General features: G+C 72.2%; 21 protein-coding genes and 3 tRNA genes. 11 read left to right on the top strand and 13 right to left on the bottom strand.

The genetic code is table 11. The features are described from left to right. Positions 1 to 147 precede the first annotated feature (147 nt). The 3 genes from cydD to D458_RS0125405 are packed head-to-tail and all read left to right on the top strand — an operon-like array spanning position 148 to position 4589. Positions 148 to 1902, top strand: a complete 1755-nt coding sequence (gene cydD / locus D458_RS0125415; protein ID WP_017589533.1) for a thiol reductant ABC exporter subunit CydD — start codon at positions 148 to 150, stop codon at positions 1900 to 1902. Continuing rightward, positions 1899 to 3689 (top strand): thiol reductant ABC exporter subunit CydC, encoded by a 1791-nt coding sequence (gene cydC / locus D458_RS0125410; RefSeq protein ID WP_017589532.1) that lies wholly within the window; start codon positions 1899 to 1901, stop codon positions 3687 to 3689. Before cydD ends, cydC begins: the two co-directional genes overlap by 4 nt. A 54-nt stretch (positions 3690 to 3743) precedes the next feature. Next, positions 3744 to 4589 (top strand): EI24 domain-containing protein, encoded by an 846-nt coding sequence (locus D458_RS0125405; RefSeq protein WP_017589531.1) that lies wholly within the window; start codon positions 3744 to 3746, stop codon positions 4587 to 4589. Positions 4590 to 4683: 94 nt separating this feature from the next. Here the strand turns inward: D458_RS0125405 and D458_RS0125400 are convergent, their stop codons facing one another. From D458_RS0125400 to D458_RS0125385, 4 genes are read right to left on the bottom strand one after another with little or no spacing between them, the layout of a single operon-like run. After that, positions 4684 to 5808, bottom strand: a complete 1125-nt coding sequence (locus D458_RS0125400) for a D-alanine--D-alanine ligase family protein (protein ID WP_017589530.1) — start codon at positions 5806 to 5808, stop codon at positions 4684 to 4686. A 60-nt stretch (positions 5809 to 5868) separates the two neighbouring features. Next, positions 5869 to 7086 (bottom strand): trans-sulfuration enzyme family protein, encoded by a 1218-nt coding sequence (locus tag D458_RS0125395; protein ID WP_017589529.1) that lies wholly within the window; start codon positions 7084 to 7086, stop codon positions 5869 to 5871. An 11-nt stretch (positions 7087 to 7097) separates the two neighbouring features. After that, the gene (locus D458_RS0125390) at positions 7098 to 8153 is read right to left on the bottom strand and encodes an NAD(P)H-dependent glycerol-3-phosphate dehydrogenase (RefSeq protein ID WP_017589528.1); all 1056 of its coding nucleotides are present in this window, start codon (positions 8151 to 8153) and stop codon (positions 7098 to 7100) included. After that, a complete protein-coding gene (locus D458_RS0125385) occupies positions 8150 to 8968 on the bottom strand; it encodes a lysophospholipid acyltransferase family protein (RefSeq protein WP_017589527.1) in 819 nt (272 codons plus the stop codon). The genes D458_RS0125390 and D458_RS0125385 overlap by 4 nt, the downstream gene beginning before the upstream one ends. Before the next feature lie 240 nt (positions 8969 to 9208). On the opposite strand from D458_RS0125385, the gene cofC reads away from it, so the two are divergent. Next, positions 9209 to 9856: a 2-phospho-L-lactate guanylyltransferase gene (gene cofC, locus D458_RS0125380; RefSeq protein WP_017589526.1), complete on the top strand. Its 648-nt coding sequence runs from the start codon at positions 9209 to 9211 to the stop codon at positions 9854 to 9856. Between the two features lie 138 nt (positions 9857 to 9994). On the opposite strand, the gene D458_RS0125375 is transcribed toward cofC, so the two are convergent. The 3 genes from D458_RS0125375 to leuC all read right to left on the bottom strand — a co-directional run bounded on the left by D458_RS0125375 (position 9995) and on the right by leuC (position 12652). Next, complete coding sequence (locus D458_RS0125375; RefSeq protein WP_014910144.1) at positions 9995 to 10276, bottom strand: HU family DNA-binding protein; 282 nt, start codon at positions 10274 to 10276, stop codon at positions 9995 to 9997. Positions 10277 to 10625: 349 nt separating this feature from the next. Then, positions 10626 to 11216: a 3-isopropylmalate dehydratase small subunit gene (leuD, locus tag D458_RS0125370; RefSeq protein WP_017589525.1), complete on the bottom strand. Its 591-nt coding sequence runs from the start codon at positions 11214 to 11216 to the stop codon at positions 10626 to 10628. Between the two features lie 32 nt (positions 11217 to 11248). Beyond that, positions 11249 to 12652, bottom strand: coding sequence for a 3-isopropylmalate dehydratase large subunit (gene leuC, locus D458_RS0125365; protein WP_017589524.1), 1404 nt, complete (start codon positions 12650 to 12652; stop codon positions 11249 to 11251). Positions 12653 to 12828: 176 nt separating this feature from the next. On the opposite strand from leuC, the gene D458_RS0125360 reads away from it, so the two are divergent. The 7 genes from D458_RS0125360 (at position 12829) to D458_RS0125330 (ending at position 19845) form a co-directional block, all read left to right on the top strand. Further along, on the top strand, positions 12829 to 13515 hold the full coding sequence (locus D458_RS0125360; RefSeq protein ID WP_017589523.1) for an IclR family transcriptional regulator: 687 nt from the start codon (positions 12829 to 12831) through the stop codon (positions 13513 to 13515). A 294-nt stretch (positions 13516 to 13809) separates the two neighbouring features. Continuing rightward, entirely contained in the window at positions 13810 to 14685 is an 876-nt protein-coding gene (locus D458_RS0125355) for a M24 family metallopeptidase (protein ID WP_017589522.1), read from the top strand. Beyond that, the gene (locus tag D458_RS34255; protein ID WP_239648062.1) at positions 14682 to 16565 is read left to right on the top strand and encodes an SDR family oxidoreductase; all 1884 of its coding nucleotides are present in this window, start codon (positions 14682 to 14684) and stop codon (positions 16563 to 16565) included. The genes D458_RS0125355 and D458_RS34255 overlap by 4 nt, the downstream gene beginning before the upstream one ends. Positions 16566 to 16641: 76 nt before the next feature. Continuing rightward, entirely contained in the window at positions 16642 to 17649 is a 1008-nt protein-coding gene (locus D458_RS0125345; protein ID WP_017589520.1) for a metal-dependent hydrolase, read from the top strand. After that, a complete protein-coding gene (locus D458_RS0125340; protein ID WP_017589519.1) occupies positions 17646 to 18773 on the top strand; it encodes a PDR/VanB family oxidoreductase in 1128 nt (375 codons plus the stop codon). Before D458_RS0125345 ends, D458_RS0125340 begins: the two co-directional genes overlap by 4 nt. A 189-nt stretch (positions 18774 to 18962) precedes the next feature. Further along, on the top strand, positions 18963 to 19565 hold the full coding sequence (locus D458_RS0125335; RefSeq protein ID WP_017589518.1) for a TetR/AcrR family transcriptional regulator: 603 nt from the start codon (positions 18963 to 18965) through the stop codon (positions 19563 to 19565). An 88-nt stretch (positions 19566 to 19653) separates the two neighbouring features. After that, a complete protein-coding gene (locus D458_RS0125330; protein ID WP_017589517.1) occupies positions 19654 to 19845 on the top strand; it encodes a hypothetical protein in 192 nt (63 codons plus the stop codon). Between the two features lie 127 nt (positions 19846 to 19972). Here D458_RS0125330 and D458_RS0125325 read toward each other — a convergent pair. The 6 genes from D458_RS0125325 to D458_RS0125300 all read right to left on the bottom strand — a co-directional run bounded on the left by D458_RS0125325 (position 19973) and on the right by D458_RS0125300 (position 23982). Next, positions 19973 to 20045 (bottom strand) — tRNA-Glu (locus tag D458_RS0125325). Between the two features lie 126 nt (positions 20046 to 20171). Further along, positions 20172 to 20247: transfer RNA gene (locus D458_RS0125320), tRNA-Glu, on the bottom strand. A gap of 49 nt (positions 20248 to 20296) precedes the next feature. Then, a tRNA-Gln gene (locus D458_RS0125315) sits at positions 20297 to 20368 on the bottom strand. 157 nt (positions 20369 to 20525) lie between these two features. After that, positions 20526 to 21986: a glutamate--tRNA ligase gene (gene gltX, locus D458_RS0125310; RefSeq protein ID WP_083936428.1), complete on the bottom strand. Its 1461-nt coding sequence runs from the start codon at positions 21984 to 21986 to the stop codon at positions 20526 to 20528. 139 nt (positions 21987 to 22125) lie between these two features. Next, a complete protein-coding gene (locus tag D458_RS0125305; RefSeq protein ID WP_017589515.1) occupies positions 22126 to 23100 on the bottom strand; it encodes a GDSL-type esterase/lipase family protein in 975 nt (324 codons plus the stop codon). A gap of 81 nt (positions 23101 to 23181) precedes the next feature. After that, positions 23182 to 23982 carry a fumarylacetoacetate hydrolase family protein gene (locus D458_RS0125300; protein WP_017589514.1) on the bottom strand — a complete coding sequence of 267 codons (801 nt, stop codon included), beginning with the start codon at positions 23980 to 23982 and terminating at the stop codon, positions 23182 to 23184. Between the last annotated feature and the right edge of the window lie 18 nt (positions 23983 to 24000).

Raw genomic sequence — 24000 nt, 5'->3', positions numbered from 1 at the left:
GTCGGACACCCACGGAGCGGCGCCCTTCGGGATACTGGGGGTGCGTCCCGCACCGCGCTCCTTCGTCTCCGCCGATCCCGAGCCCCCACCGCCAGCCATGCCGGATCCCCGTCCCGGCCGAGTCCCGACGCCACGAGGTCCCCGCAGATGAAACCGCTCGATCCGCGCCTGGTGCGCACCGCAGCCGCGGTCCGGACGCACCTGGCCGTCACCGTCGCCAGCGGCGTACTGATCACCGGCCTGATCCTCGCCCAGGCCTGGCTGCTCGCCCGGGTCGTCACCGGGGCGTGGGCCGGCGAGGGCATGGACGCCCTCGGCTGGATGATCGCCGCGGTGGCCGCCGTCGCGGTCGCCCGCGCCCTGCTGTCCTACCTCGCCGAGGCGTCCGCACTGCACAGCGCCGCCCGCACCAAGTCGCAGCTGCGCCGCAGACTGATCGCGCACGTGACCGGTTCGGGCAAGGTGTGGCTGGCCGAGGGCGGTGACCGCGAGGACGGGTCGCCCCGGGCCGGTGAGCTCGTCACCCTGGCCACCCGCGGCCTGGACGCCCTCGACGAGTACTTCTCCCGCTACCTGCCCCAGCTCGTCCTGGCCGTGATCGTGCCGTTCGCGGTCCTGGCGGTGGTGTTCTGGGCGGACTGGATCTCCGGGATCGTCATCTTGGTGACGCTGCCGCTCATCCCGGTCTTCATGGCGCTGATCGGTATGCACACCCAGCAGCGCACCGAACGCCAGTGGCGGCTGCTGAGCCGGTTGGGCGGACACTTCCTCGACGTGGTGGAGGGGCTGCCGACCCTGGCGGTGTTCCGCCGCGCCAAGGCCCAGGCCGCGATCATCCGCAAGGTCGGCGAGGACCACCGCGCGGCGACCATGGGCACGCTGCGGATCGCGTTCCTGTCGGCCTTCGCGCTCGAACTGCTCGCGACCCTGGCGGTGGCGCTGGTCGCCGTCGAGGTCGGCCTGCGCCTGCTGGGCGGGCACATGGACTACCAGACCGCCCTCCTCGTCCTGATCCTCGCGCCCGAGGCCTACCTGCCGCTGCGCGAGGTGGGCGCGCGCTTCCACGCGAGCATGGAGGGAGTGGCCGCCGCCGACCAGGTCTTCACCGAGCTGGACCGCAGGCGCGGCACCACCACCGGGGAGGACCGGGAAGAGGGGGGAGCCGCACCCGTCGCCGACGCCCCCTCCCACTCGCCCTCCCCAGCGGCCGCGGGCGACATCCGCTTCGAGGGGGTCGGGCTGCTCTACCCGGACCGCGACATCCCCGCCCTGTCCGGACTGGACCTGACCGTCCGCGCCGGGGAGCACCTGCTGCTCACCGGGCCGAGCGGCTCCGGCAAGACCACCCTGCTGTCCCTGCTGCTGCGGCTCGCCGAACCCACCGAGGGCCGGATCAGCGTGCGGGCGCCCGGCGGCGGGTGGGCCCCCTTGGAACGGGTCCCCGCCGACGACTGGCGGCTCGGCATCGCCTGGGTTCCCCAGCACCCCTACCTGTTCGACGTCTCCGTCGCCGACAACATCCGGCTGGGCGCGCCCGACGCCGACATGGACCGGGTGCGGGAGGCGGCGCGGCTGGCCGAGGCCGACGGGTTCGTCTCCGCTCTCCCCGACGGGTACGGGACCCGTCTGGGAGAGCGGGGCGCGCGGCTGTCCGCCGGACAGCGGCAGCGGATCGCGCTGGCCCGGGCGATGTGCCGGGACGCCCCGCTGGTCCTGCTCGACGAACCCACCGCGCACCTGGACCCGGAGAACGCCCGGGCCGTGCGCACCGCGGTGACCCGCCTCCTGGAGGGCCGCACCGCCTTGATCGTCGCCCACGACACCGGCTGGGCCGAGTCCGCGCTCGGCGGGAACCTGAGGACCGCCGAGCTTCCGCTGCTGAGCCGGGAGGCGCACCGATGAGCACCGAGACGACCGGAGCGGCGGCCTCCCCCGCCGCCGGCCACCCGAAGGCGGACGGGCGGAAGCGGCGCAGGGACCCGTTGCTCCGCATGATCGGGCTGGCCCGGCCGCGAGGCGGAAGGTTCGCGCTGGGCGTGCTGCTCGGCGCCGCCGCCACCGGTTCGGGTGTGGCCCTGCTGGGCGTGGCCGCGTGGATGCTGGCCACCGCCGCCGACCACCCCTCCATCACCGCGCTGAGCGTGGCCGTGGTCGCCACCCGGGCGCTGGGCGTGAGCAAGGGTGTGGCCCGCTATCTGGAGCGGCTGGTCACCCACGACGCCGCCTTCCGAACCCTCGCCGAGGTGCGGGTGCGCGTGTACGAGCGGCTCGCCGCGACCGAACCGTTCGGCCGCTTCCGCTCCGGCGACCTGATGTCGCGGTTGGTCAACGACACCGAGGCCACCCTCGACCTGCTGGTACGCGGGCTCACCCCGCCGCTGGTCTCGGTGGTCACCGGCGGTGCCACGGTGCTGTTCCTGACCGTGGTGTACGTGCCCGGAGGGCTGCTGCTGGCGGCGGGGCTGCTGCTCGCCGGACTCGCGGTGCCGCTGGCCGCGGCCGCGCTCGGCCGGGGCCCGGGAGAGCGTGAGGCCAGGGCGCGCGGGAAGCTCTCCACGACCCTGGTGGACACCCTCCAGGGCGCCCCGGACCTGGTCGCCTACGGCGCCATGGACCGCCAGGTGGCCCGGGTCCACGAGGCCGACGCGGAACTCACCCGGGTGGCCCGGCGCGACGCCGCGACCCTCGGGATGAGTGCCGGGGCCGGCGCGCTCATCACCGGGCTGACCGTGTGGGGCGCACTGTTCCTGGGCGTGCTCGCCGTGGCGGACGGTTCGATCGGCGCGACCGCCCTGGCGGTGCTGGTGCTGACCACGCTCGCCGCCTTCGAGATCGTCGCTCCGCTGCCCGCCGTCGCGGCCAGGCTGGGGTCGATCCGGGCGTCGGGCGAGCGGCTGTTCGGTGTCCTGGACACCCCGCCGGGCATCGCGCCGCCGGCCCGGGAGGGCCTGGAGATCGACCCGGAGGCCGACGCCACCGTCCGGGTCCGGGACCTGCGGGTGCGGTACGGCCCCGAGGAGCCGTGGGCGCTGGACGGGGTGGACCTGGAGATCCCGGCCGGGGCGACCGTCGCGGTGGTCGGGCCGAGCGGCGCGGGCAAGAGCACGCTCGCCTCGGTCCTGCTGCGCTTCCGCGACCCGGACGGCGGCCGTGTGGAGATCGGCGGCGCGGACATCACCGGCTACCCGGCCGACGAGGTGCGCCGTGTGGTCTCCGGCGTCCCCCAGGACCCGCACGTGTTCGCGTCCACGCTCCGTGAGAACCTGCGGCTCGCCCGACCGGGCGCGGAGGACGACGAGCTGTGGTCGGCGCTGCGCAGGGCCCGGCTGGCCGGGGAGGTCGAGGCGATGCCCAAGGGCCTGGACACCCAGGTGGGCTCGCACGGCGTGGGGCTGAGCGGCGGGATGCGCCAGAGGCTGGCGCTGGCCCGCGCGGTACTGGCCGCGCCGCGTGTCCTGGTGCTGGACGAACCGACCGCGCACCTGGACCCGGACACCCGCGACGGGGTGGTGGAGGACCTGCTCGCCGCCGCCCGGGGGTTCTCGACCCTGCTCATCACGCACGACCTCACCGGCCTGGACCGGGTGGACCGGATCTACGTGGTCCGCGACGGCCGGGTGCTGCAGTCCGGAACCCACGAGGAGCTCCTGGCCGAGCCCGGATGGTACCGCGCCGTAGGCGTCCGTTGAGGGCGACGGGTGGAAAGGTGGTACCGATCAGCCCACTAGCGCTAGTGTTCGCCCGTGAATTCTGTACGTGAGCTCTTCGGTGGTTTCGGTGTTCTGCTGCGCGGTCTGGCGATCATGCTGCGCAAACCGCGCCTGTTCCTGCTGGGTGCGCTGCCCGCGCTGATCACGTCGCTGCTGTTCCTGGCGGCGCTGATCACCCTGGCCGTGAACCTGGTGGACCTGGTGGCGTGGGCGACGCCGTTCGCCGACGACTGGGACAACGCGTGGCAGGGGCTGCTGCGCGGCGCCCTGTCCGTGGCGCTGCTGGCCGGTGCGGTCCTGGTCATGGTGGTGGCGTTCACGACGGTGACCCTCGGCCTGGGCGCGCCGATCTACGACAAGATCGCCGAGCTGGTCGAGCAGGAACTGGGCGGTGCGCCCGAGGCCCCCGACGAGTCGCTGATGTCGTCGGTGGCCCGGTCGGTGCGCCAGTCCGTGGGGATCGTGCTGGTCTCCCTGACCGTGACGGTCGGCGCGTTCCTGATCGGGCTCGTCCCGCTGATCGGCTGGATGGCCGCCCCCGTGCTGACCGCCGTGATGGGCGGCTGGCTGCTGGGCATCGAACTCACCACGAGCGCCTTCGACCGGCGCGGGCTGCTGCGCATCCGCGACCGCCGCCACTTCATGGGCACCCGCCGTCTCCGGGTGCTGGGTTTCGCGATCCCCACGTACTTCCTCCTGGCGATCCCGTTCGCGGCGGTGGCCGTGTTCCCGGCTGCCACAGCGGGTGGCACCATTCTCGCCCGCGAACTCCTGCCTGAGACGCCCCAGGAGCCCCAGGATCGCCTGAACCCCCACCAGGCGCCGCCTCTGCCGCCACAGGGCCCCCAGGGGCCGCCTCAGGCCCCGCCGCAGGGCTGAAAGGCAAAGGAGTCGAAGAAACACCGGGGGCGGACGACCGCGTGGTCGTCCGCCCCCGGCGGTGGTTCTGCGTCGGTGCGGTGTCCCGGCGCGGTCAGCGCAGGCCGGGGTCGCGGCGCAGGGCGGTGGTGATCATGCGCTCGACGAGTTCGGCGTAGCCCAGGCCGGTGGCGCCCCACATCTGGGGGAAGGCCGACGACGGCGTGAAGCCGGGCATCGTGTTGAGCTCGTTGACCAGGATCCGGCCGTCCTCGGTGTAGAAGAAGTCCACCCGGGCCAGGCCCTCGCAGCCCATGGCCTCGAAGACGTCGGCGGCCATCCTGCGCAGTCGCGCGGTGGCCTCCTCCGGGATCTCGGCGGGGATGGTCAGTCCGCTCGTGGACAGGTACTTGGCCTCGAAGTCGTAGAAGTCGAAGCCCTCCGCCACGTGCACCTCGGCCGGGAAGGAGACGTCGGGGGTGCCACCGTCCTCGGCCTCCAGGACACCGCACTCGATCTCGCGGCCGACGACCTGCGCCTCGACCAGGACCTTGGGGTCGTGCTCGCGGGCGGCCTCGACCGCGGCGATCACGGCGTCGGTGTCCTTGGAGTCCTTCACCTTGCTGATCCCGACGCTGCTCCCGGCGCGGGCGGGCTTGACGAACACCGTCTCGCCCAGTTCGGCGATGTCGTCCAGGACCTTCTTTCGCTCGGTCCGCCAGGTGCGCTCGGTGACGGCGACGAAGTCGCTGGTGGGGATCCCGTTGCCGACCAGGAGGGCCTTCATGAAGACCTTGTCCATGGCCGCGGCGCTGGAGAACACCCCGGCACCCGCGTAGCGCACGCCCATCATCTCGAAGAGGCCCTGGATGGTGCCGTCCTCGCCGAAGGGGCCGTGCAGCAGCGGCAGCACGACGTCCACCTCGGCCAGGCGCTGGGTGCCCTGGTCCGGGCTCACGGTCATGAGCTGGCCCGCCGTGTCGAAGGGCAGCGCCAGTTCGACGCCCTCCTCGGAAACGGTGGGCAGGGCCTTGGTCTCCGCGTCGATGCGCAGGCTCTCGGGATCACCCGAGGCCAGGACCCAGTTGCCGGTGGGGGTGATCCCGACCGGAACGACCTCGTAACGGTCCTGGTCGATGACGGACAGGACGCTGCCCGCGGTGACGCAGGAGATCTCGTGTTCGGAACTACGCCCGCCGAAGACGACGGCGACCCGAATCTTGCGCTGCTCGGACGACATGCTGCCTGACCTTATCTCGCCTGCTGATGAAACCGGTACGGGGTGGAAAGCACCCGTGTGTCACTTTCCGCCGTCGAGCGCCGCGAGGGCGTCCTCGATGAGGTCCTGGGGGTCCTCCAGGCCGATGGAGAACCGTACCGCGCCCTGGGAGATGCCCGCGGCGGCCAGTTCGGCCTCGCTCATGCTGCGGTGCGAGGTCGAGGCCACGTGCCCGGCCAGGGTGTGCGTACCGCCGAGCGACGCGGCGATGGTGGCCAGCCCCAGCCGGTCCGCGAAGGCCATCCCGGCGTCCCGGCCGCCGCGCGGGTGGACGGTGACCACGGCGCCGTAGCGGCCCTCGTCGAAGAGCTTGCCCGCGAGCAGGTGCTCGGGGTGCGAGGCCAGCGAGGGGTGGTCGACCCGCTCCACGAGCGGGTGTCCGTCCAGGGCGGCGGCGAAGGCCGCGGCGCTCTCGCACTGGCGCTGGACCCGCAGCGGCAGGGTCTCCAGGCCGCGGTGCAGCAGGTACGCCTCGTCGGGGGCCAGGCACGGGCCCAGGTCGATCCGGGCCGCGCGGATGCGGTCGGTCAGGGCGGGCGAGGCCACGGCCACGCCGCCGGTGGTGTCGCTGTGGCCGCCCAGGTACTTGGTGGCGGAGTGCACCACGACGTCGGCGCCGAACTCCAGGGGGCGGCAGACCGCCGGGGAGGCGAACGTGGAGTCCACCACCAGGGCGGCGCCCGCCTCACGGGAGATCTGCGCCAGTCCGGGCAGGTCGGAGACGGTCATCGCGGGGTTGGACAGCGTCTCGGTGAACACCACGGCGGTCTCGGGGGTGACCGCGGCGCGCACGGCGTCCAGGTCGGTGACGTCCACGAAGTCCGTGCGCACCCCGAAGCGGCGCATCAGCCGGTCCAGCAGCGAGTACGTGTTGCCGTAGATCTGGCGGGAGGCCACCACGTGCGCCCCGGCCTCGGTGAGGGCCAGCAGCACGGTGCTGATCGCCGCCATGCCGGAGGCGAAGGCCTGACCACGCACCCGGTCCGGGAGTCCCGCGCCCTCCAGCGCCGCGACCGCGTCCGCGAAGGCGTCCACGGTGGGGCTGTCGATACGGGCGTAGGAGTAGCCGCTCCGCGCACCGGCCAGTACGTCCGCGAACTCCTGGGAGGTGTCGAACGCGTAGGTGGTGGCGCGGTGGACGGGCATCCGCATCGGACGCTCGGCGGGGACCGGGGCGGCCGGGGCGTTGACCGCCCGTGTGTGCTCTCCCGCGTTCCCGGAACCAGGTGTGTGTGTCATCGTGCTCGCTCTCAGACCCCGTAGCGCTCCGGTTTGGTGCTGCGTGACATGAACGCCAGCAGCGCCTGGGCCGGGCTCATGTCGTGGTGCATCATCTTGACGACGGCCTCGGTGATCGGCATGTCGACCCCGTGGGTCCAGCCGAGTTCGAGGATGGATTCGGAGGACTTGACCCCTTCGGCCGTCTGCCTGGTCTCGGCGACGACCTGTTCGAGGGTCTTGCCCGCGCCCAGTTTCTCACCGAAGGTCCGGTTCCGCGACAGCGGGGACGAGCATGTCGCCACGAGGTCACCCATTCCGGCCAGGCCGGACAGGGTGTGCTCGTCGGCGCCGAGCGTCACCGCGAGGCGGGTGGTCTCGGCCAGGCCGCGGGTGATCAGCGAGGCCTTGGTGTTGTCACCGAAACCCATGCCCTCGGCCACGCCGACCGCCAGGCCGATCACGTTCTTCATGGCGCCGCCGATCTCCACGCCCACCAGGTCGGTGCTGGTGTAGGGGCGGAAGTACGCGGACTTGAAGAGCTCCTGGAGGCGGACCACGGTCTCCTCGTGCGGGCAGGCCACCACGGCGGTGGCGGGCTGGCGCTCGATGATCTCCCGGGCCAGGTTGGGCCCGGACACCACGGCGATCCGCTCCTCGGGCAGCTCCAGGACCTCGCCGACGACCTGGCTCATCCGCATGAGGGTGCCGAGCTCGACGCCCTTCATGAGGCTGACGACCACCGCGTCCTCGGCGATGTGCTCCCGCCAGGACGCCAGGTTCCCCCGCAGGGTCTGCGAGGGGACGGCCAGCACCACGACTCGGGCGCCGGAGAGCGCCTCGGCCGGGTCCGTGGTGGCGCGCAGCCGCCCGTTGAGCGTGATCCCCGGGAAGTAGTCCGGGTTCTCCGCGGACTCGTTGATCGCGTCGACCACCGCGGCCCGGCGCCCCCACAGGACCACCTCGGTCTTGTGGCCCTCCGCCGTTCGGAGGTCCGCGGCGTCGGCGACGATGTTGGCGAACGTGGTCCCCCAGGACCCGCTGCCCAGTACCGCGACCTTCACTTCAGCGCTCATCTGGTCGGTCATGCCCCCGTGCTGTTCTTCCCGTTGTCGGTGTCGGTGGTCGTGCCCTCAGGGGTCTCCGAGATCTCCTCCTGTTCGGCGCGCTTGGCCCGGGCGGCCTGCTGGCGCGCCTTCTTGAAGTCGAAGGGCTCGGCGGGCGGCTGCTCGCCGCGGATCTCGGCCTGCAGGGCGGTGATGTCGGCCATGATCGCCCTGGTGGCGCCGTCCAGGACGGTCGCGGTCAGCGGCTGGTCCCGGAAGGCGGACAGGTCCACCGGCGGGCCCGCGCTGAACTGGATCCGCTTGCGCGGGAACAGGCTGGGCTTCTTGGAGCCGTAGGGCAGGATGTTCTGCTCGCCCCAGTGCGCGACCGGGATGACGGGCACACCGGTGGTCAGGGCGAGTCGGGCCACACCGTTCTTGGCGGTCATCGGCCAGAGCTCGGGGTCACGGGTGCAGGTGCCCTCGGGGTAGAAGATCACCGAGGACCCGTCCTGGGTGAGCGCCTTCTCGGCCTCGCCCAGCGCCTTGACGGCGTCGGCGCTGCCGCGTTTGATCGGGATCTGGCCGGTGCTCCTGGCCACGGACCGGACCACGGGGATCTTCATGACCCCGTCCTTCATGGTGAAGGTCGGCCAGCGGCGCGCACCGATGTAGAGGAAGTGCGCGACGGTCAGGGGGTCGGTCACCGACAGGTGGTTCGCGGCGATGATCGCACCGCCCTCGGCGGGCACGTTCTCGGTGCCCTTCCACTCGGGCTTGGTCACGAACCACAGGACGAACCGGACGATCCGGGACACGACCCACTTGACCCATCGCGATTCTCGTTGCTTGGCCACGGGGGACTCCTCACTTCTCGCTCCCGGCCCGGTCCGGACCACGGAAGCACAACCGACTCAGTCTAGGACGTGCGTTGATGTGCCGGGGTGTGCCGTCCGGCGGCCCCGGTCGGACACGCCCAGGGCGCCCGCGCCGCGCCTTACCCCGAACGCCTACCCTCATCACTGTCGTGGCCGCATCAACGTCCCGGGGGAACCGTGACCGGCTTTGGAGAGCGAGGCGGGGCTTCGCACCTCGGGGTGCGCTGGTCCCTGATCGTCCCAGTCAAGCACCTCGGCCTGGCCAAGACACGACTGGCCCGGGCCGCCGGGGACCGCCGGGAGGACCTGGCGCTCGCGATCGCCTGCGACACGGTGGCCGCCGCACGGTCCTGCGCGGCCACGGGCGCGGTGTTCGCGGTGACCGAGGACCCGCGTGCGCGCGCCGAACTGTCACGCCTGGGCGCGGTGGTGATCGGTGGTGAGCCGGGCGGCGGTCTGAACCCCGCCCTGGAGCACGGGGCCCGGGTCGCGGCCGCGAGGCTGCCGGGGTCCGGTGTGTGCGCGCTGTCGGCGGATCTGCCCGCGCTGCGCCCGGCCGAGCTGGAGAGGGTGCTGGCGGCCGCCTCCGCCCACGGCAGGTCCTTCCTGCCGGACTCCCCCGGTGTGGGGACCACGCTGCTCGCCGCTGCCCCGGGGCAGCGGCTCGCGCCGGCCTTCGAGGGGGCCTCCCGCGCCCGTCATCTGGCCGGTGGCGCGCGTGAACTGCTGGTCCCGGGGGTGGAGTCGGTCCGGCGGGACGTGGACACTCCCGAGGATCTGGCGGCCGCGGCGGTCCTGGGCGTGGGCCCCCGGACGCGTGAACTCCTGGGCCTGGTGCCGGTCGGCGCCCCGCGGAACGCCTCCTGACGCTCGCGCACCCGACCCGGACCGCCCCGGAACCGGCCCCGAAGAAGCTCCGGAACCGACCCCGGACAGCGATCCGCCCGGGTCCCCTTGTGGGGAACCCGGGCGGGTACGTCCTGTTTCGCCTGACGGCGAGCGAGGCTACTTCTTGTCGCCGTTGACCAGAGCCTTGAAGTCAGCGCCAGCGCGGAACTTCGGAACGAAGCTCGCGGGGACGTTGATGGTGGCGCCAGTGGCGGGGTTGCGCGCGGTGCGAGCCGCACGCTCGGACTTCTCGAAAACGCCGAAGCCCGTGATGGCGACCTTGTCGCCCGACGCCACGGTGGCCTGAATGGTCTCAAGCACAGCGTTGACCGCTTCGGTCGCGGTCTTCTTGTCTCCGAGACGGTCGGAGATCGCGTCGATCAGGTCACGCTTGTTCATAAGGTTCCTCCGGTTCCCCCTTGCTCGCACGAAATTAGGGGAAGCAGAGGCCCTTACACAAATACAAACGCCCGTAGGCAGGGCGTGTCGGGCCCCTTCCGACCTGCAAGGTCACCCTCCGCAACGAGTGGGGACCAAGGGACGGGGGTGGTGACCCAGTCCCTTTTGACCCCTTCTGTAGGCCTCAAAAGCCTACGTATAACCGGATTCCGGGCGCGGGACACGCCGAGCTTAAGGACACAAAGTCCGTAAGCGAGTGCTCACGTCAAGTAAAGGTAAAATTATTCGGGACCGAGGGTGCGCTGAGTCACAACAGCCCTCGATCCCGCTTCAGATCGGGGTTCCCGAGCTAGAGCGTGACCGGCTTCCACCGCTCGCGCGTGGTCTCGAACTCACCGATCTCGTCCGTGTGACGGAGCGTCAGGGCGATGTCGTCCAGACCCTCCAACAACCGCCAGCGGGTGTAGTCGTCCAACTCGAACGACTCCCGCACGCCGGGCGCGCGGACCTCGCGGTCGACCAGGTCCACCGTCACCTCGGTGGCGGGGTCGGCCTCGATCGCGTCCCACAGCCGGTCGATGACCTCCTGGGGCAGCAGGACGGTCAGCAGGCCGCCCTTGAGCGAGTTGCCGCGGAAGATGTCGGCGAAGCGCGAGGACAGCACGGTCTTGAAGCCGTGGTCCTGCAGGGCCCACACGGCGTGCTCACGGGAGGAGCCGGTACCGAAGTCGGGCCCGGCCACCAGGACGGTCGCGCCCTCGTACTCGGGGCGGTTGAGCACGAAGTCGGGGTCGGTCTTGCGCCACTCGGCGAACAGACCGTCCTCGAACCCGGTGCGGCTGACCCGCTTCAGGTAGACGGCGGGGATGATCTGGTCGGTGTCGACGTTGCTGGCGCGCAGCGGGACGGCCCGACCGGTGTGGACGTCGAACTTCTCCATGGGAGGACTCTCCTGACTGGGGTCGGGGACTGCTAGGCGTCCAGGTCGGCGGGCGAGGACAGGGTGCCGCGCACGGCGGTGGCGGCGGCCACCTGGGGCGAGACCAGGTGGGTGCGGCCGCCCCGGCCCTGACGGCCCTCGAAGTTGCGGTTGGAGGTGGAGGCGCTGCGCTCGCCGGGCTTGAGCTGGTCCGGGTTCATGCCCAGGCACATGGAGCAGCCCGCCTCACGCCACTCGGCGCCGGCGTCGAGGAAGACCTGTCCCAGGCCCTCGGCGTTGGCCTGCTCCTTGACCCGCATGGAGCCGGGCACCACGAGCATCCGGACGCCGTCGGCGACCTTGCGCCCGCGGACGATCTCCGCGGCGGTGCGCAGGTCCTCGATCCGGCCGTTGGTGCACGAGCCGAGGAAGACCGTGTCCACCCTGACCTCGCGCATCGGCGTCCCGGCCTCGAGGTCCATGTACTTCAGGGCCTTCTCGGCGGCGGCGCGCGCGGAGGGGTCCTCGTAGGAGGCGGGGTCGGGCACCTCGGCGTCCAGCGGCACGCCCTGGCCGGGGTTGGTGCCCCAGGTGACGAACGGGCTGAGCTCGTCGGCGTCCAGGACCACCTCGGCGTCGAACTCCGCACCCTCGTCGGTGCGCAGGCTCTTCCAGTGCTCGACCGCGGCGTCGAAGTCCGCGCCCTGGGGGGCGTGCGGGCGGCCCTGGACGTAGTCGAACGTGGTCTGGTCCGGGGCGATCATCCCGGCGCGCGCGCCCGCCTCGATGGACATGTTGCACACCGTCATGCGGGCTTCCATGGACAGGGCCTCGATGGCCTCGCCCCGGTACTCGATGACGTAGCCCTGGCCGCCGCCGGTGCCGATCTTGGCGATCACGGCGAGGATGACGTCCTTGGCGGACACCCCGGGCCGGAGCGTGCCGTTGACCGTGACGGCCATGGTCTTGAACGGCTGCATCGGCAGGGTCTGGGTGGCCAGGACGTGCTCGACCTGGCTGGTGCCGATACCGAAGGCCAGCGCGCCGAACGCGCCGTGGGTGCTGGTGTGGCTGTCACCGCAGACCACGGTCATACCGGGCTGGGTGAGGCCGAGCTGGGGACCGACCACGTGCACGACGCCCTGGTCGATGTCGCCCATGGGGTGCAGGCGGACACCGAAGTCGGAGCAGTTCTTGCGCAGCGTCTCGACCTGTTTGCGGGAGACCGGGTCGGCGATGGGGGCCAGGAGGTCCATCGTCGGGACGTTGTGGTCCTCGGTCGCGATGGTCAGGTCCGGCCGGCGCACGGAGCGACCCGCCAGGCGCAGGCCCTCGAAGGCCTGCGGGCTGGTCACCTCGTGGACGAGGTGGAGGTCGATGTAGAGCAGGTCCGGCTCGCCGTCGGCACGTCGGACGACGTGCTCCTCCCAGACCTTCTCGGCCATCGTGCGTGCCATGGGCGATCGCCTCTCTCGTGATCTAGCGTGTCTGGCGCGTCTCTTGTGGAGGGGTCTCGCACGGTCCGTCGGCCGCACGGACGCGCGACCGACTTGCATTCCACATTTCGAGACGGCAATATCAAGCCATGGACAACTCTAGCTCATCCAGCGGTGTCGGTGTCCTGGACAAGACGATGTCCGTCCTCGACGCCCTGGAGTCGGGGCCCGCGTCGCTGGCCCAGCTGGTTCAGATCACCGGTCTGGCCCGCCCCACCGCCCACCGTCTCGCCGTCGCCCTGGAGCGGCACCGCATGGTCACCAGGGACAGCCAGGGCAGGTTCGTGCTCGGGCCGCGCCTGGGAGAGCTGTCGATCGCCACCGGGGAGGACCGCCTGCTCGCCGTGGCCGCCCCGGTCCTCGTCCAGCTGCGCGACCTGACCGGCGAGAGCGCCCAGCTCTACCGCCGGCAGGGCGACCTCCGGGTGTGCGTGGCCGCCTCCGAACGCAGCAGCGGCCTGCGCGACACGGTCCCGGTCGGCAGCGAGCTGCCGATGAACGCCGGTTCGGCCGCACAGGTACTGCTCGCCTGGGAGGACTCCGACCGCATCCGCCGCTCCCTCGTGGGCGCCCGCTTCACCGCCGCCAGCCTCGCCCAGGTGCGCCGCCGCCGGTGGGCCCAGAGCGTCGCCGAACGCGAGCAGGGCGTGGCCTCGGTCTCCGCTCCCGTGTCCGGCCCCGGCGGACGCGTGATCGCCGCGGTGTCCGTCTCCGGCCCGATAGAGCGGCTCACCCGCTCCCCCGGCCGCATCCACTCGCAGGCCGTGGTGTCCGCGGCGGAGAAGATCAGCGAGTCACTGCACACCTACGAGGGCGCGCACTGACCGCAGCCGACGGCTCCGCCGGAAGCTCCAGGAGACCCCCCGCCCCGCCCGCTCCCCGTTGATCCCGCCCGGTGCGCCGCTCGGCGCACCCGACCACCCCGACCCGATACGCCGGTACCCGACGAGGGCGGCGCTCCCCGCACACGGGAGCGCCGCCCTCGTCGTGTGCCGCCCCCGTGCGCCTCAGGGGCGCCCCGTCCCGCCGTCCGGATCGCGGACACCTCGGTGTGCCACTCCCCCGAAACCCCGCCCCCACCCATGGACACTTATTGACACTCTGTCTAACATGACAGGATGTCTCACAAGAACGTGACCGGGAACACAGCCTCCCAGGCCGATCTCGACGCCTTCCGCGAGCTCCAGCAGCTCGCCTACCGGGCCGCCGGCGACGTGGCGGACACCCTCGAACCCGGTGTGACCGAACGCGAGGCCGCCCGGCGGGTCCGCGAACACCTGGAGGAGCGCGGGGTCCAGGACTGGTTCCACACGCCCTTCGCCTGGTTCGGCGACCGCACCGCCTTCCGCGGCTTCCGGACCCCCCTCCAGTTCTTCCCGACCAACCGCAGGCTGGAGGAGGGCATGCCCTTCATCCTCGACTGCGCCCCGGTCCGCGACGGCTACGTCGCCGACATCGGCTACTCCGGCTACCTCGGCCGGAACCCCCTGCACGACCGGCTGATGGACGACCTGCGCGCCCACCGCCGCCTGATCGTCGAGCAGGTCCGCGAGGGCCGCACCCTCCAGGACGTCTACCGCGCCGTGGACGCCCTCGTCCGCGAACAGGGCTACGACAACCGGCACCAGGTCTATCCGGGCCGTGTCATCGCCCACCAGGTCGGCAAGGTGGAGTCCCGCCTGCCCAGGGCGGTCGTCGCGGGCTTCGGCATCCGCTCCCTCCAGACCCTCTTCGGCGACCTCGTCGTCGAGCGCATGCACCACCGCTCCCCGCTGTGGGCGGACGGCGACATCTCCGCGCACCCGGCCACCCCCGGCATGTGGGCGGTCGAGCCCCACATCGGCTTCCGCGACATGGGGGTCAAGTTCGAGGAGATCCTCGTGGTCACCTCCGACGACGCCTACTGGCTCGACGACGACCTGCCGCACGTGAACCGTTGGGCCCGTTCGTCACCCGCCACCGCCGGCACCGGCAAGGAGACCGCGACCGCATGAGCACCCGACCGCACCGCTACGCCACCGCCACCGACGGCCAGCGCCTGGCCGTCTACTCCGCCGGGCCCACCCGTCTCCCTCCACCACCCTCAACGGACGCCTCCGGCGCAGTACCTCCCACGCGTCTCCCTCCACCACCCTCAACGGACACCTCCGGCGCAGTACCTCCCACCCGTCTCCCTCCACCACCCTCAACGGACACCTCCGGCGCAGTACCTCCCACGCGCCCCACCCTCCTGCTCGTCCACGGCTACCCGGACAACGCCACCGTCTGGGAGGCCCTCGTCGCCGACCTCGCCGCCGACCACCACGTGGTCACCTACGACGTCCGCGGCGCCGGGCGCTCCACCGCCCCCGACGACCGCTCCGGCTACCTGCTGGACCAGCTCGCCGACGACCTGCGCACCGTCGCCGACACCGTCAGCCCCGACCGGCCCGTGCACCTGGTCGGCCACGACTGGGGCTCCATCCAGACCTGGCACGCCGTCACCGAACCCGCGCACGCCCACCGCTTCGCGTCCTTCACCTCGATCTCCGGCCCCGACCTCGACCAGGCGGGCCACTGGCTCCGGAAGGCCCCCGACGGCGTCCGCAACGTGCTGCGCCAGGCCGTCCGCTCCAGCTACATCGGGTTCTTCAGCACACCCGGCCTGCCCGAGGCCGCCTGGCTCAGCGGGATCGGCGGCGCCGCCCTGTCCGCACTGGAGCGCGTCGGCGGCGGTCCCCGCGTGCCCGCCGAGCGCACCGTCCGCGACTACCTCAACGGCCTGGAGCTGTACCGGGCCAACATGCTCCGCCGCTTCGCCCGGCCCGCCGAACGCCGCACCGGTGTGCCGGTCCAGGTCCTGGCGCCCACCCACGACGCGTTCATGGTCGACCAGGTGCAGTCCAACGCCGGGCGCTGGGCCGACGACTTCCGCTTCCACCGCTTCAAGGGCGGCCACTGGTCGGTCCGCTCCCACCCCGCCCCCGTGGCGCGCCGCGTCCGCGCCTTCGTCAGGGAGATCGAGTCCGGGGCCCCGCGCCCGGTCCGCAACCTCACCGCCCAGCAGGCCCGCCGCCACGGCGGCGCCTTCGCCGGCCAGGTCGCCGTGATCACCGGCGCGGGCAGCGGTATCGGCCGCTGCCTGGCCTTCGAACTCGCCGAACGCGGCGCCCGGATCGTCGCGGTCGACATCGACGCGCCCGCCGCCGAGCGCACCGCCGAACTCTGCTCCATGATCACGCCCGGCTCCGGCGCACGGCGCGTGGACGTCACCGACTCCGATGCCGTGAACGAGCTCGCCGCGTGGGTGCGCGACGAGTACGGCGTCCCCGACATGGTCGTGAACAACGCCGGCATCGGTGTGGCCGGCCCCTTCCTGGAGGCAGGCACCGAGGATCTGAAACGGGTCGTCGACATCAACCTGTGGGGCGTGATCAACGGCGTCCGCGCCTTCGCCCCGATGATGGTCGAGAGCGGGGGCGGCGGCCGGATCGTCAACACGGCCTCGGCCGCGGCCTACCTGCCCTCCCGCATGTACGGCGCCTACTCGGCCACCAAGGCAGCGGTGCTCGGGCTCAGCAGGTCCCTGCGCGGCGAGCTCGCCGCGCAGGGCGTCAGCGTCACCGCGGTCTGCCCGGGCCTGGTCGCCACCGGGATCATCACCAACGCACGGGTCTCCGGCATGGGCGAGGTCTCCAGAACAAAGGACCGGCTCAACCGGCTGTACCGGCTGCGCGGCTACACCCCGGAGAAGGCGGCCCGGCGGATCGCCGACGCCGTCGAGTCCGACCCGGAGATCGTCCCGGTCACCGGTGAGGCGCACATCGGGCTGGCCCTCTCCCGGCTGTCCCCGGCCGCGATCCGCGGCTACGCCCGCCTCGCCCCGCCGGTCTGACCCGGATCCGCTGCCCCCCGTGCCCCTGCCGGTCCACGGCCCTTCCCGACCCCTCGCTCCCCTCAGGAGGCTGACCATGAGCAGTGCCACCGACCCCGTTCCCGGTGCCGACCCCGCCCCCGGCGTGGACGAACCCGACCGCCTCGTCCTGCGCGCCCGTGACGTCCAGTTCGACTGGAGCGAGCTGGACCTGCACTGGATCCCCGGCGAACCCTTCGCCACCCACGTCATCAACGTGCTGCACCTGCTGCTGCCCGAGGGCGAACGGTGGTTCGTCGAGGTCTTCAAGCAGGCCGTCCCGCACATCACCGACGACGGACTCCGCGAGCAGGTGCTCGGCTTCATCGGCCAGGAGGCCGTGCACGCCGAGGCCCACGCGGGCGTGCTCGACCACATGGACGCGCACGGCCTGGACCCGCGCCCCTACGTGGAGCAGATCGCCTGGATGTTCCGGACCGTGCTGGGCGACCGCGACCTGTCCGGGGCCCGCGAGTTCGCCTGGCTGCGCACCCGGCTCGCGGTGATCGCCGGGATCGAGCACTACACGGCCGTCCTCGGCCAGTGGGTGCTGGACGCCGAGAGGCTCGACGAGGCGGGCGCCGACCCCACCATGCTGGACCTGCTGCGCTGGCACGGCGCCGAGGAGGTCGAGCACCGCGCGGTCGCCTACGACCTCTACACGCACCTGGACGGCGGTTACCCGCGCCGCGCCCTGGCCATGGGGGTGGCCGCCTTCGCCCTGGCCGCCCTGTGGGTGCGCGGCGTCCGGTTCCTCGTCGCCAACGACCCCTGTCTGAAGGGGCGGATCGGGGGCCGCAGGCCCAGGGCCTCCTGGGCGCTGCGGGACGGTAGGCGGGGACTCGTCCCGCACCTGGGCCGCCTGGCCGCCGCCGTCCCCGAGTACCTGCGCCGCAGGTACCACCCTTCGCACCACGGCTCCACCAGCCAGGCCGTCGCCTACCTGGCGGTCTCCCCCGCCGCCCGGGCCGCCGAGGCCGCCGAGCAGGAGGCGGCGGCGCGGCAGGGGGCGGCTCGGCACGAGCGGACCCGGCACGAGTCGACGCGGCAGGAGGCCTCGCGGTGACGGGCGCACGGAACCGGAGCGGTCGCGGCCAGGAGGCCGGGCACAGCGCCGAGTCGTACGCGAACCCGCGTCCCCCGGTCGCCCTGTTCGGCAGGGAGAGGGGGCCGGACCGGTTCATGCTGGCCCTGGAGCGCGTGGCCGCGCGGATCGAGCCCGTCACCGCGCGGTGGCGGCCCGGCCATCCGCCGCCCGAGCCCGCCGGCGACCTGCCGGTGCGGGTCGCCCGGGTGGAGCACCCCGCGCCGGACGTCGCCTCCCTCACCCTCGTCCCCGTGGACCCTGGTGCCGTACTGCCCCGCTGGCAGCCCGGCCACCACGTGGACGTGGTGCTGAGCGGCGGCGTGGTGCGCCCGTACTCGCTCAGCGGCGACCCGGCGGACCGCTCGTCCTACCGGATCGCGGTCCGGCGCATCAGGGACGGTGTGGGGTCGGGCCTGGTGCACGGGCTCACCGCGGGGGACACGGTCGGGCTGCGCGGACCGCGCAACGCCTTCCCCTTCTCCCGGGCCGAACGGTACCTGTTCGTGGCGGGCGGTATCGGCGTCACCCCGATCCTGCCGATGGTGCGTGCCGCGCACGCGGCGGGCCGCCGGTTCCGGTTCGTCTACACCGGTCGCGACCGGGGGAGTATGCCCTTCCAGGACGAGCTGCCCGAGACCGCCGAGGGCGCGGACGTGTTCGTGCGCCCCGACGACGAGTACGGGATCCCGGACGCCGACGAGCTCCTCACCGGCCTCACCCCGGGCACGGCCGTGTACGTGTGCGGTCCGGCGCCGCTGATCAACGCGCTCCGTGAACGGGTGCCCCGGGGGAACCCGTTCTTCTCCGAACGCTTCGCGCCGCCGCCCGTCGTGGACGGCCGCAGGTTCGAGGTGCGGCTGGGCCGCTCCGGACCGGTGCTCACCGTGCCGGAGGACGAGACGGCGCTGGACGTCGTGCGCCGGGTGCGCCCGGAGACCGCCTACTCGTGCCGGCAGGGCTTCTGCGGCACCTGCCGGGTGGGGCTGCTGGAGGGGTCGCCCGACCACCGGGACCGCCCCACGGGCGGATCCCCGCGCGGCAGGGAGTTCGCCCTGTGCGTCTCCCGCGCCGACGAGGACCGACGGCTCGTGCTGGATCTGTGAGCGGACCGCGGGGACGGTAGTTTCAGAGGAGGGTTCCGGCACGAGGCGACGGCCGGAGGAAGCAGGCCGCGAGCGGCTCGGGAGGTTTCGACAACGGTGGTGTCCCACGGGGCCGACCGTCACCAGGCGCGGGTGACGGGTTCGGCGGTACCGGCCCGCGGGCCGGGTACCGGGCGGCGGCCACGCCGCATGGCGCCGCACGAACGCCGGGCGGACCTGATCCGGACGGCGCTGCGGGTGTTCGCGCGGCGCCCGCCCGGGGACGTCACCCCGGAGGAGGTCGCCGAGGAGGCCGACGTCTCCCGTGCCCTGGTCTACCGCTACTTCCCCAACATGGCGGAGCTGCGCCGGGCGGCGTTGGAGCAGGCGATGGCCGAACTCATGCCCCGGCTGGCCCCGCCCGCCGACCTGCCGCCGCTGGAGCAGCTGCGGGTGGCCCTGCGCACCTTCGTCGACTTCGCGGACTCCTACGCCCCCTCCTACGCCGCCCTGCTGAACGGCGGCTCGGTGATAGCGACGGAGGAGACCGAGGCGGAGATCGACCGGGTCCGCGAGGGGGTGCGGAGGCTGATCCTGGAACGGGTGGGCATCGGGGAACCCTCGCCCCGACTGCTGCTGGCCCTGCGCTGCTGGGTGTCGGCGGTGGAGACCGCGGTGATGTTCTGGCTGCGCGAGCGGGCGATGTCCCGCGACGAGCTCGCGGACTGGCTGCTCGACCAGCTGACGGCCATGCTGGCCGCCGCGGGAGGCCCGCAGGAGGAGCTGGACCGGCTGGCCGCCCGCATCACCTGACCCGCCCACGGTCGGCGGGGACTCCCCTCCTGGCGCAACCGGTCACGCTCCCCGTTCCGGTCCGGGGCCCGCACCGCGGGGCTTCACGGTGGTCAACACCGGTTTCGTGCAGACCCTCTACGGTCCGAACGGGAGCGGTGGTGAGCGGGCCCTCGACGCCTCGGCGGCGCAGGGGCTGCGGATCGAGGTGGCGGCGGACGGCACGGTGACCGTGCACGCTCGGGACCTCAAGGCCGGGACGGTGATCCGTTCGCTGGAGATCGGGAGTTCCAGCGGCTGACCCGCGGCTTCCTCCGGCCGAGGGGCTCCCGGAAGCCGAAGGGGCCGACCGGGGGCCGCGCCACGGAGGGCCGCTCAACGACAGAAGGCCCCATCCGTGTGGATGGAGCCTTCTGTTCCTACCTCTGTACCCCCGAGCGGATTCGAACCGCCGTTACCGCCTTGAGAGGGCGGCGTCCTAGGCCACTAGACGACGGGGGCCTACATCAGTCCCTGGGAACCGATGGTCCGGGTGAACCGTGAAACCACGATATGCACTCGAACCGGACACCGGTGACATGCACCGGTCAGAAAGAAAGCCTCCACGGTGTGGAAGCGTCTCCCTGTTGGTACCCCCGAGCGGATTCGAACCGCCGTTACCGCCTTGAGAGGGCGGCGTCCTAGGCCACTAGACGACGGGGGCGCACCTGGGTCGAAGACCCGTGCCGACCGCGGCGAACCGCGGTCTTGCGCTGGCCTACCAGGACTCGAACCTAGACTAACTGAACCAGAATCAGTCGTGCTGCCGATTACACCATAGGCCAATGCTTTGGGAGGACCCGGTCGCTTTCGCTTCCCTGTCCCCCTCGGCGACGTGTTTAACTCTAGCGGACATTCTGAGTACTCGCGAACCGGAAACGGGGTGCCCGGGCTGTGGCCCCGGACACCCCGCTCGGACGAGCTCAGGGATCAGCGCACGGATCAGCCCTCGTCGGAAGCCTGGGCCGCGTCCTTCTCCTCGGCGCGCAGACGCTCCAGGGCGGCCTCCAGACGCGTCTGGACGCGCTCGCGGCCCAGCAGCTCCAGGGACTCGAACAGCGGCAGGCCCACGGTCCGCCCGGTGACGGCGACGCGCACCGGGGCCTGGGCCTTGCCCAGCTTCAGGCCGAGCGTGGCACCGGTCTCCTCGGTGGCGGTCTTGAGGGCGTCCGCCGTCCACTCCAGCCCGGGGTCGGCGAAGCGCGCCAGGGCGGCCTCCACCATCTCCTTGCCGACGCCCGGCTTCATCGCCTTCCTCCAGCTCTTCTCGTCCTCCGCCGGCTCCTTCAGGAACAGGAAGTCCACGTTGGGGACGATCTCGCTGAGGACCGCCACGCGGCTCTGGGCCAGCGGGGCGACGGCCGCGAAGACCTCGGGGTCGTAGTCGGCGGCGTCCCACGGGGTGCCCTCGCCGGTGAGCCACGGCTGACAGCGCTCGATGAAGTCCTCGACGCTCAGTTCACGGATGTACTCGCCGTTGAACGCGCGCAGCTTCTTCTCGTCGAAGAACGCGCTGGAGCTGTTGACGTCCTGGATGCGGAACAGCGGCATCATCTCGGACCACGGCATGATCTCGCGGTCCTCGCCCGGCGCCCAGCCCAGCAGCATCAGGTAGTTGACCATCGCCTCGGCGAGGTAGCCCTCCTCCTGGTAGGACTCCAGGGCGACCTTGTCACGGCGCTTGGACAGCTTCTTGCGCTGCTCGTTGACGATGACGGGCAGGTGCGCCCACACCGGCGGGGTCAGGCCCAGCGCCTCCCACAGCAGCTGCTGCTTGGGGGTGTTGGACAGGTGCTCCTCGCCGCGGATGACGTGCGTGATGCGCATCTCGACGTCGTCGAGCACGTTGGCCAGCACGAACAGCGGGGAGCCGTCGGCGCGGGCGATCACGAAGTCCTCGATGGAGGCGTGGTCGAACTCCACGTCGCCGCGGACCTGATCGCGCACGACCGTGGGGCCGCCCTCGGGCACGCGGAAGCGCAGTGCCCGGCCCGGACCCGGCTCCAGGCCGCGGTCGCGGCAGAAGCCGTCGTAGCCCAGGTACTGGTTGCCGCGGCGCTCCTGCACCTGCTCGCGGGTGCAGTCGCAGAAGTACGCGCGGCCGGAGCCGTACAGCTCCTGCGCGGTCTCGCGGTGTTTGTCGACGTAGGCCGACTGGAAGTAGGGACCCTCGAAGTGCGGGTCGCTCTCGTCGATGCCGATCCAGGACATCGCGCGGATGATGCCGTCGGTCCATTCGGGACGGTTGCGGGCGGCGTCGGTGTCCTCGATGCGCAGGACCATGCGGCCCTCGGGCTGCTGCTGGGCCAGCGCCCAGTTGAAGAGGGCGGAACGTGCGCCACCGACGTGGAACATGCCCGTGGGGGACGGGGCGAAGCGGGTACGAATCGGAGTCTCAGTCACGGTCCCCAGGGTATCGGTGGCCCGGGATGACCTGTGGGAAGTCTCGGTGGGGCGGAGGAGGGGGGCCGCCCCCGGGACCGGCCCCCTGCCCCCTGCCCCGGGCACCGGTCCCGGGGCAGGGGTCCCGTCCGGGCTCCGGTCAGCGCCTGATCGGGAGCGGGCGGGGATAGCCCGGGCCCAGACCGAACTCCCTGGAGAGGGCGTCGGCGAACCCCGCGGCGATCTTCATCTCACCGCCGTCGTTGGGGTGGGTGCCGTCGTAGGTGTCGGCGGCCACGTCCCACCCCTCGGCCTCGGCCAGGTCGAAGCTGACCACCGGGGACCGCCCGGTCGTGAGGTCGGCGGCGACCGAGCGGACGAGTTCGTTGTACACGTACACGCGCAGCGCGAACCCCTCGTCCTGCTCGGCCAGGGCGATCGGGAGCGCCTCCGCGAGGAGGATCCGGATCTGCGGGTTGGCGTCCCTGGCGCCGTTGACGTAGGCGCGCAGCCGCTGCTCCATCTCCTCCGCGGTGATCGGGTGCAGCAGGTCGTTGATCCCGATCATGACGCACAGCACGTCCGGCCGGTGGGCGGCGACGTCGTCCTCGATGGTGCCGGCGGCGTCGGCCAGGGTCCGCCCCCAGCGGGCGTTGTGGTCCTGGTCGAAGTCCGGGTCCCGGTAGGTGACGTCGTCGGGGACGTCCAGGTCCTCCTCCGGCTGGGTGCCGTCGGCGGAACCGCCGCCGGGCCCGTCCTCGAGCTCGTCGCCGTCCTGGTCACCGCCGAAGAGCTCCGGCGGGATGATCTCGTCCTGGGCGGCGGGTGCCGAGTACGGACCCACGAAGTCCAGGCCCTCGACGTGCGGGTCGAGGTGGTTCCACAAGTGGAAGCGCCAGGTCCTGTCGCCGTCGGCGCCGTGGGTCATGGAGTCCCCGGCCAGCATCACCCGCACCTGCGCGTGGTCCTGGCCCTCGGGCCGGGGTTCGGAGCCGTCGGAGCGGTCGGGTTCCCCCGCGCCGGGCCGGGTGAACACCCACAGGCCGGAGCCCACGAGTGCCAGGGTCAGGGCCAGCACGCCCGTGAGGAACGCGGGACGGGTGAGACCGCGGCGGTGAGCCGGTCGAGGAGCCAAGGGAATCGGACCTTCCTCTCGGTGGGGTGGCGTGCGCTGCCGGGGGAACCGTGCGCGGGAGCCCCCGCGCACGGTTCGGGTTCAGTCTCTGGTGACCACCCTGTTGCTGATGGAGCCCAGGCGCTCCACGGTGACGGTGACCTGCTGGCCGACCTCGACGGGGCCCACGCCGGCAGGGGTGCCGGTCAGGACCACGTCGCCCGGGAGCAGCGTCATGAACGAGGTGACATAGGAGATGATGCCCGGGATGTCATGGATGAACTGTGATGTACGCCCGTCCTGGCGGACCTCGCCGTCGACGGTCGTGGTGACCGCGAGGTCCTGGGCCTCCTCGATGCTCAGGCCGGTGGTGATCCACGGCCCGATCGGGCAGAAGGAGTCGAACCCCTTGGCCCGGGTCCACTGCTTGTCCGACTTCTGGAGGTCGCGCGCGGTGACGTCGTTGGCCACGGTGTAGCCGAAGATGACATCCTTGGCGCGCTCCCGGGGCACCTCGCGGCAGGGCCGGGAGATGACGATGGCCAGCTCGCCCTCGTAGTCGACCCGCTCGGAGATCGAGGGGTGGAAGACCGGGTCGTTCGGCCCGGTGACCGCCGTGGACGGTTTGAGGAAGACCACCGGCTCGTCGGTGGACTCCCCGGTGATGTCCTGCATCTCGGCGACGTGGTCGGCGTAGTTCTTGCCGATGCACACCACCTTGGTGGGCAGGACCGGCGACAGCAGGCGCACGTCGGAGAGCTTGGCCCGCTCACCGGTCAGTTTGATGTCCCCCAGCAGCGGGTGGCCCGTCAGCCTCGCGACGAACTCCTCCCCGCTGTCCGTGTCCCGCTCGACCAGGCCGAAACCGACCTCGTCGCCGGCCGCGAACCGTGCGATACGCACCTGATGCCTCCCAGCAGC

The organism is Nocardiopsis ganjiahuensis DSM 45031 (assembly GCF_000341085.1).
GTDB lineage: Bacteria > Actinomycetota > Actinomycetes > Streptosporangiales > Streptosporangiaceae > Nocardiopsis > Nocardiopsis ganjiahuensis.
The sequence above is the reverse complement of the archived record's forward strand: the minus strand, read 5'-3'. Positions and strand labels throughout refer to the sequence as shown.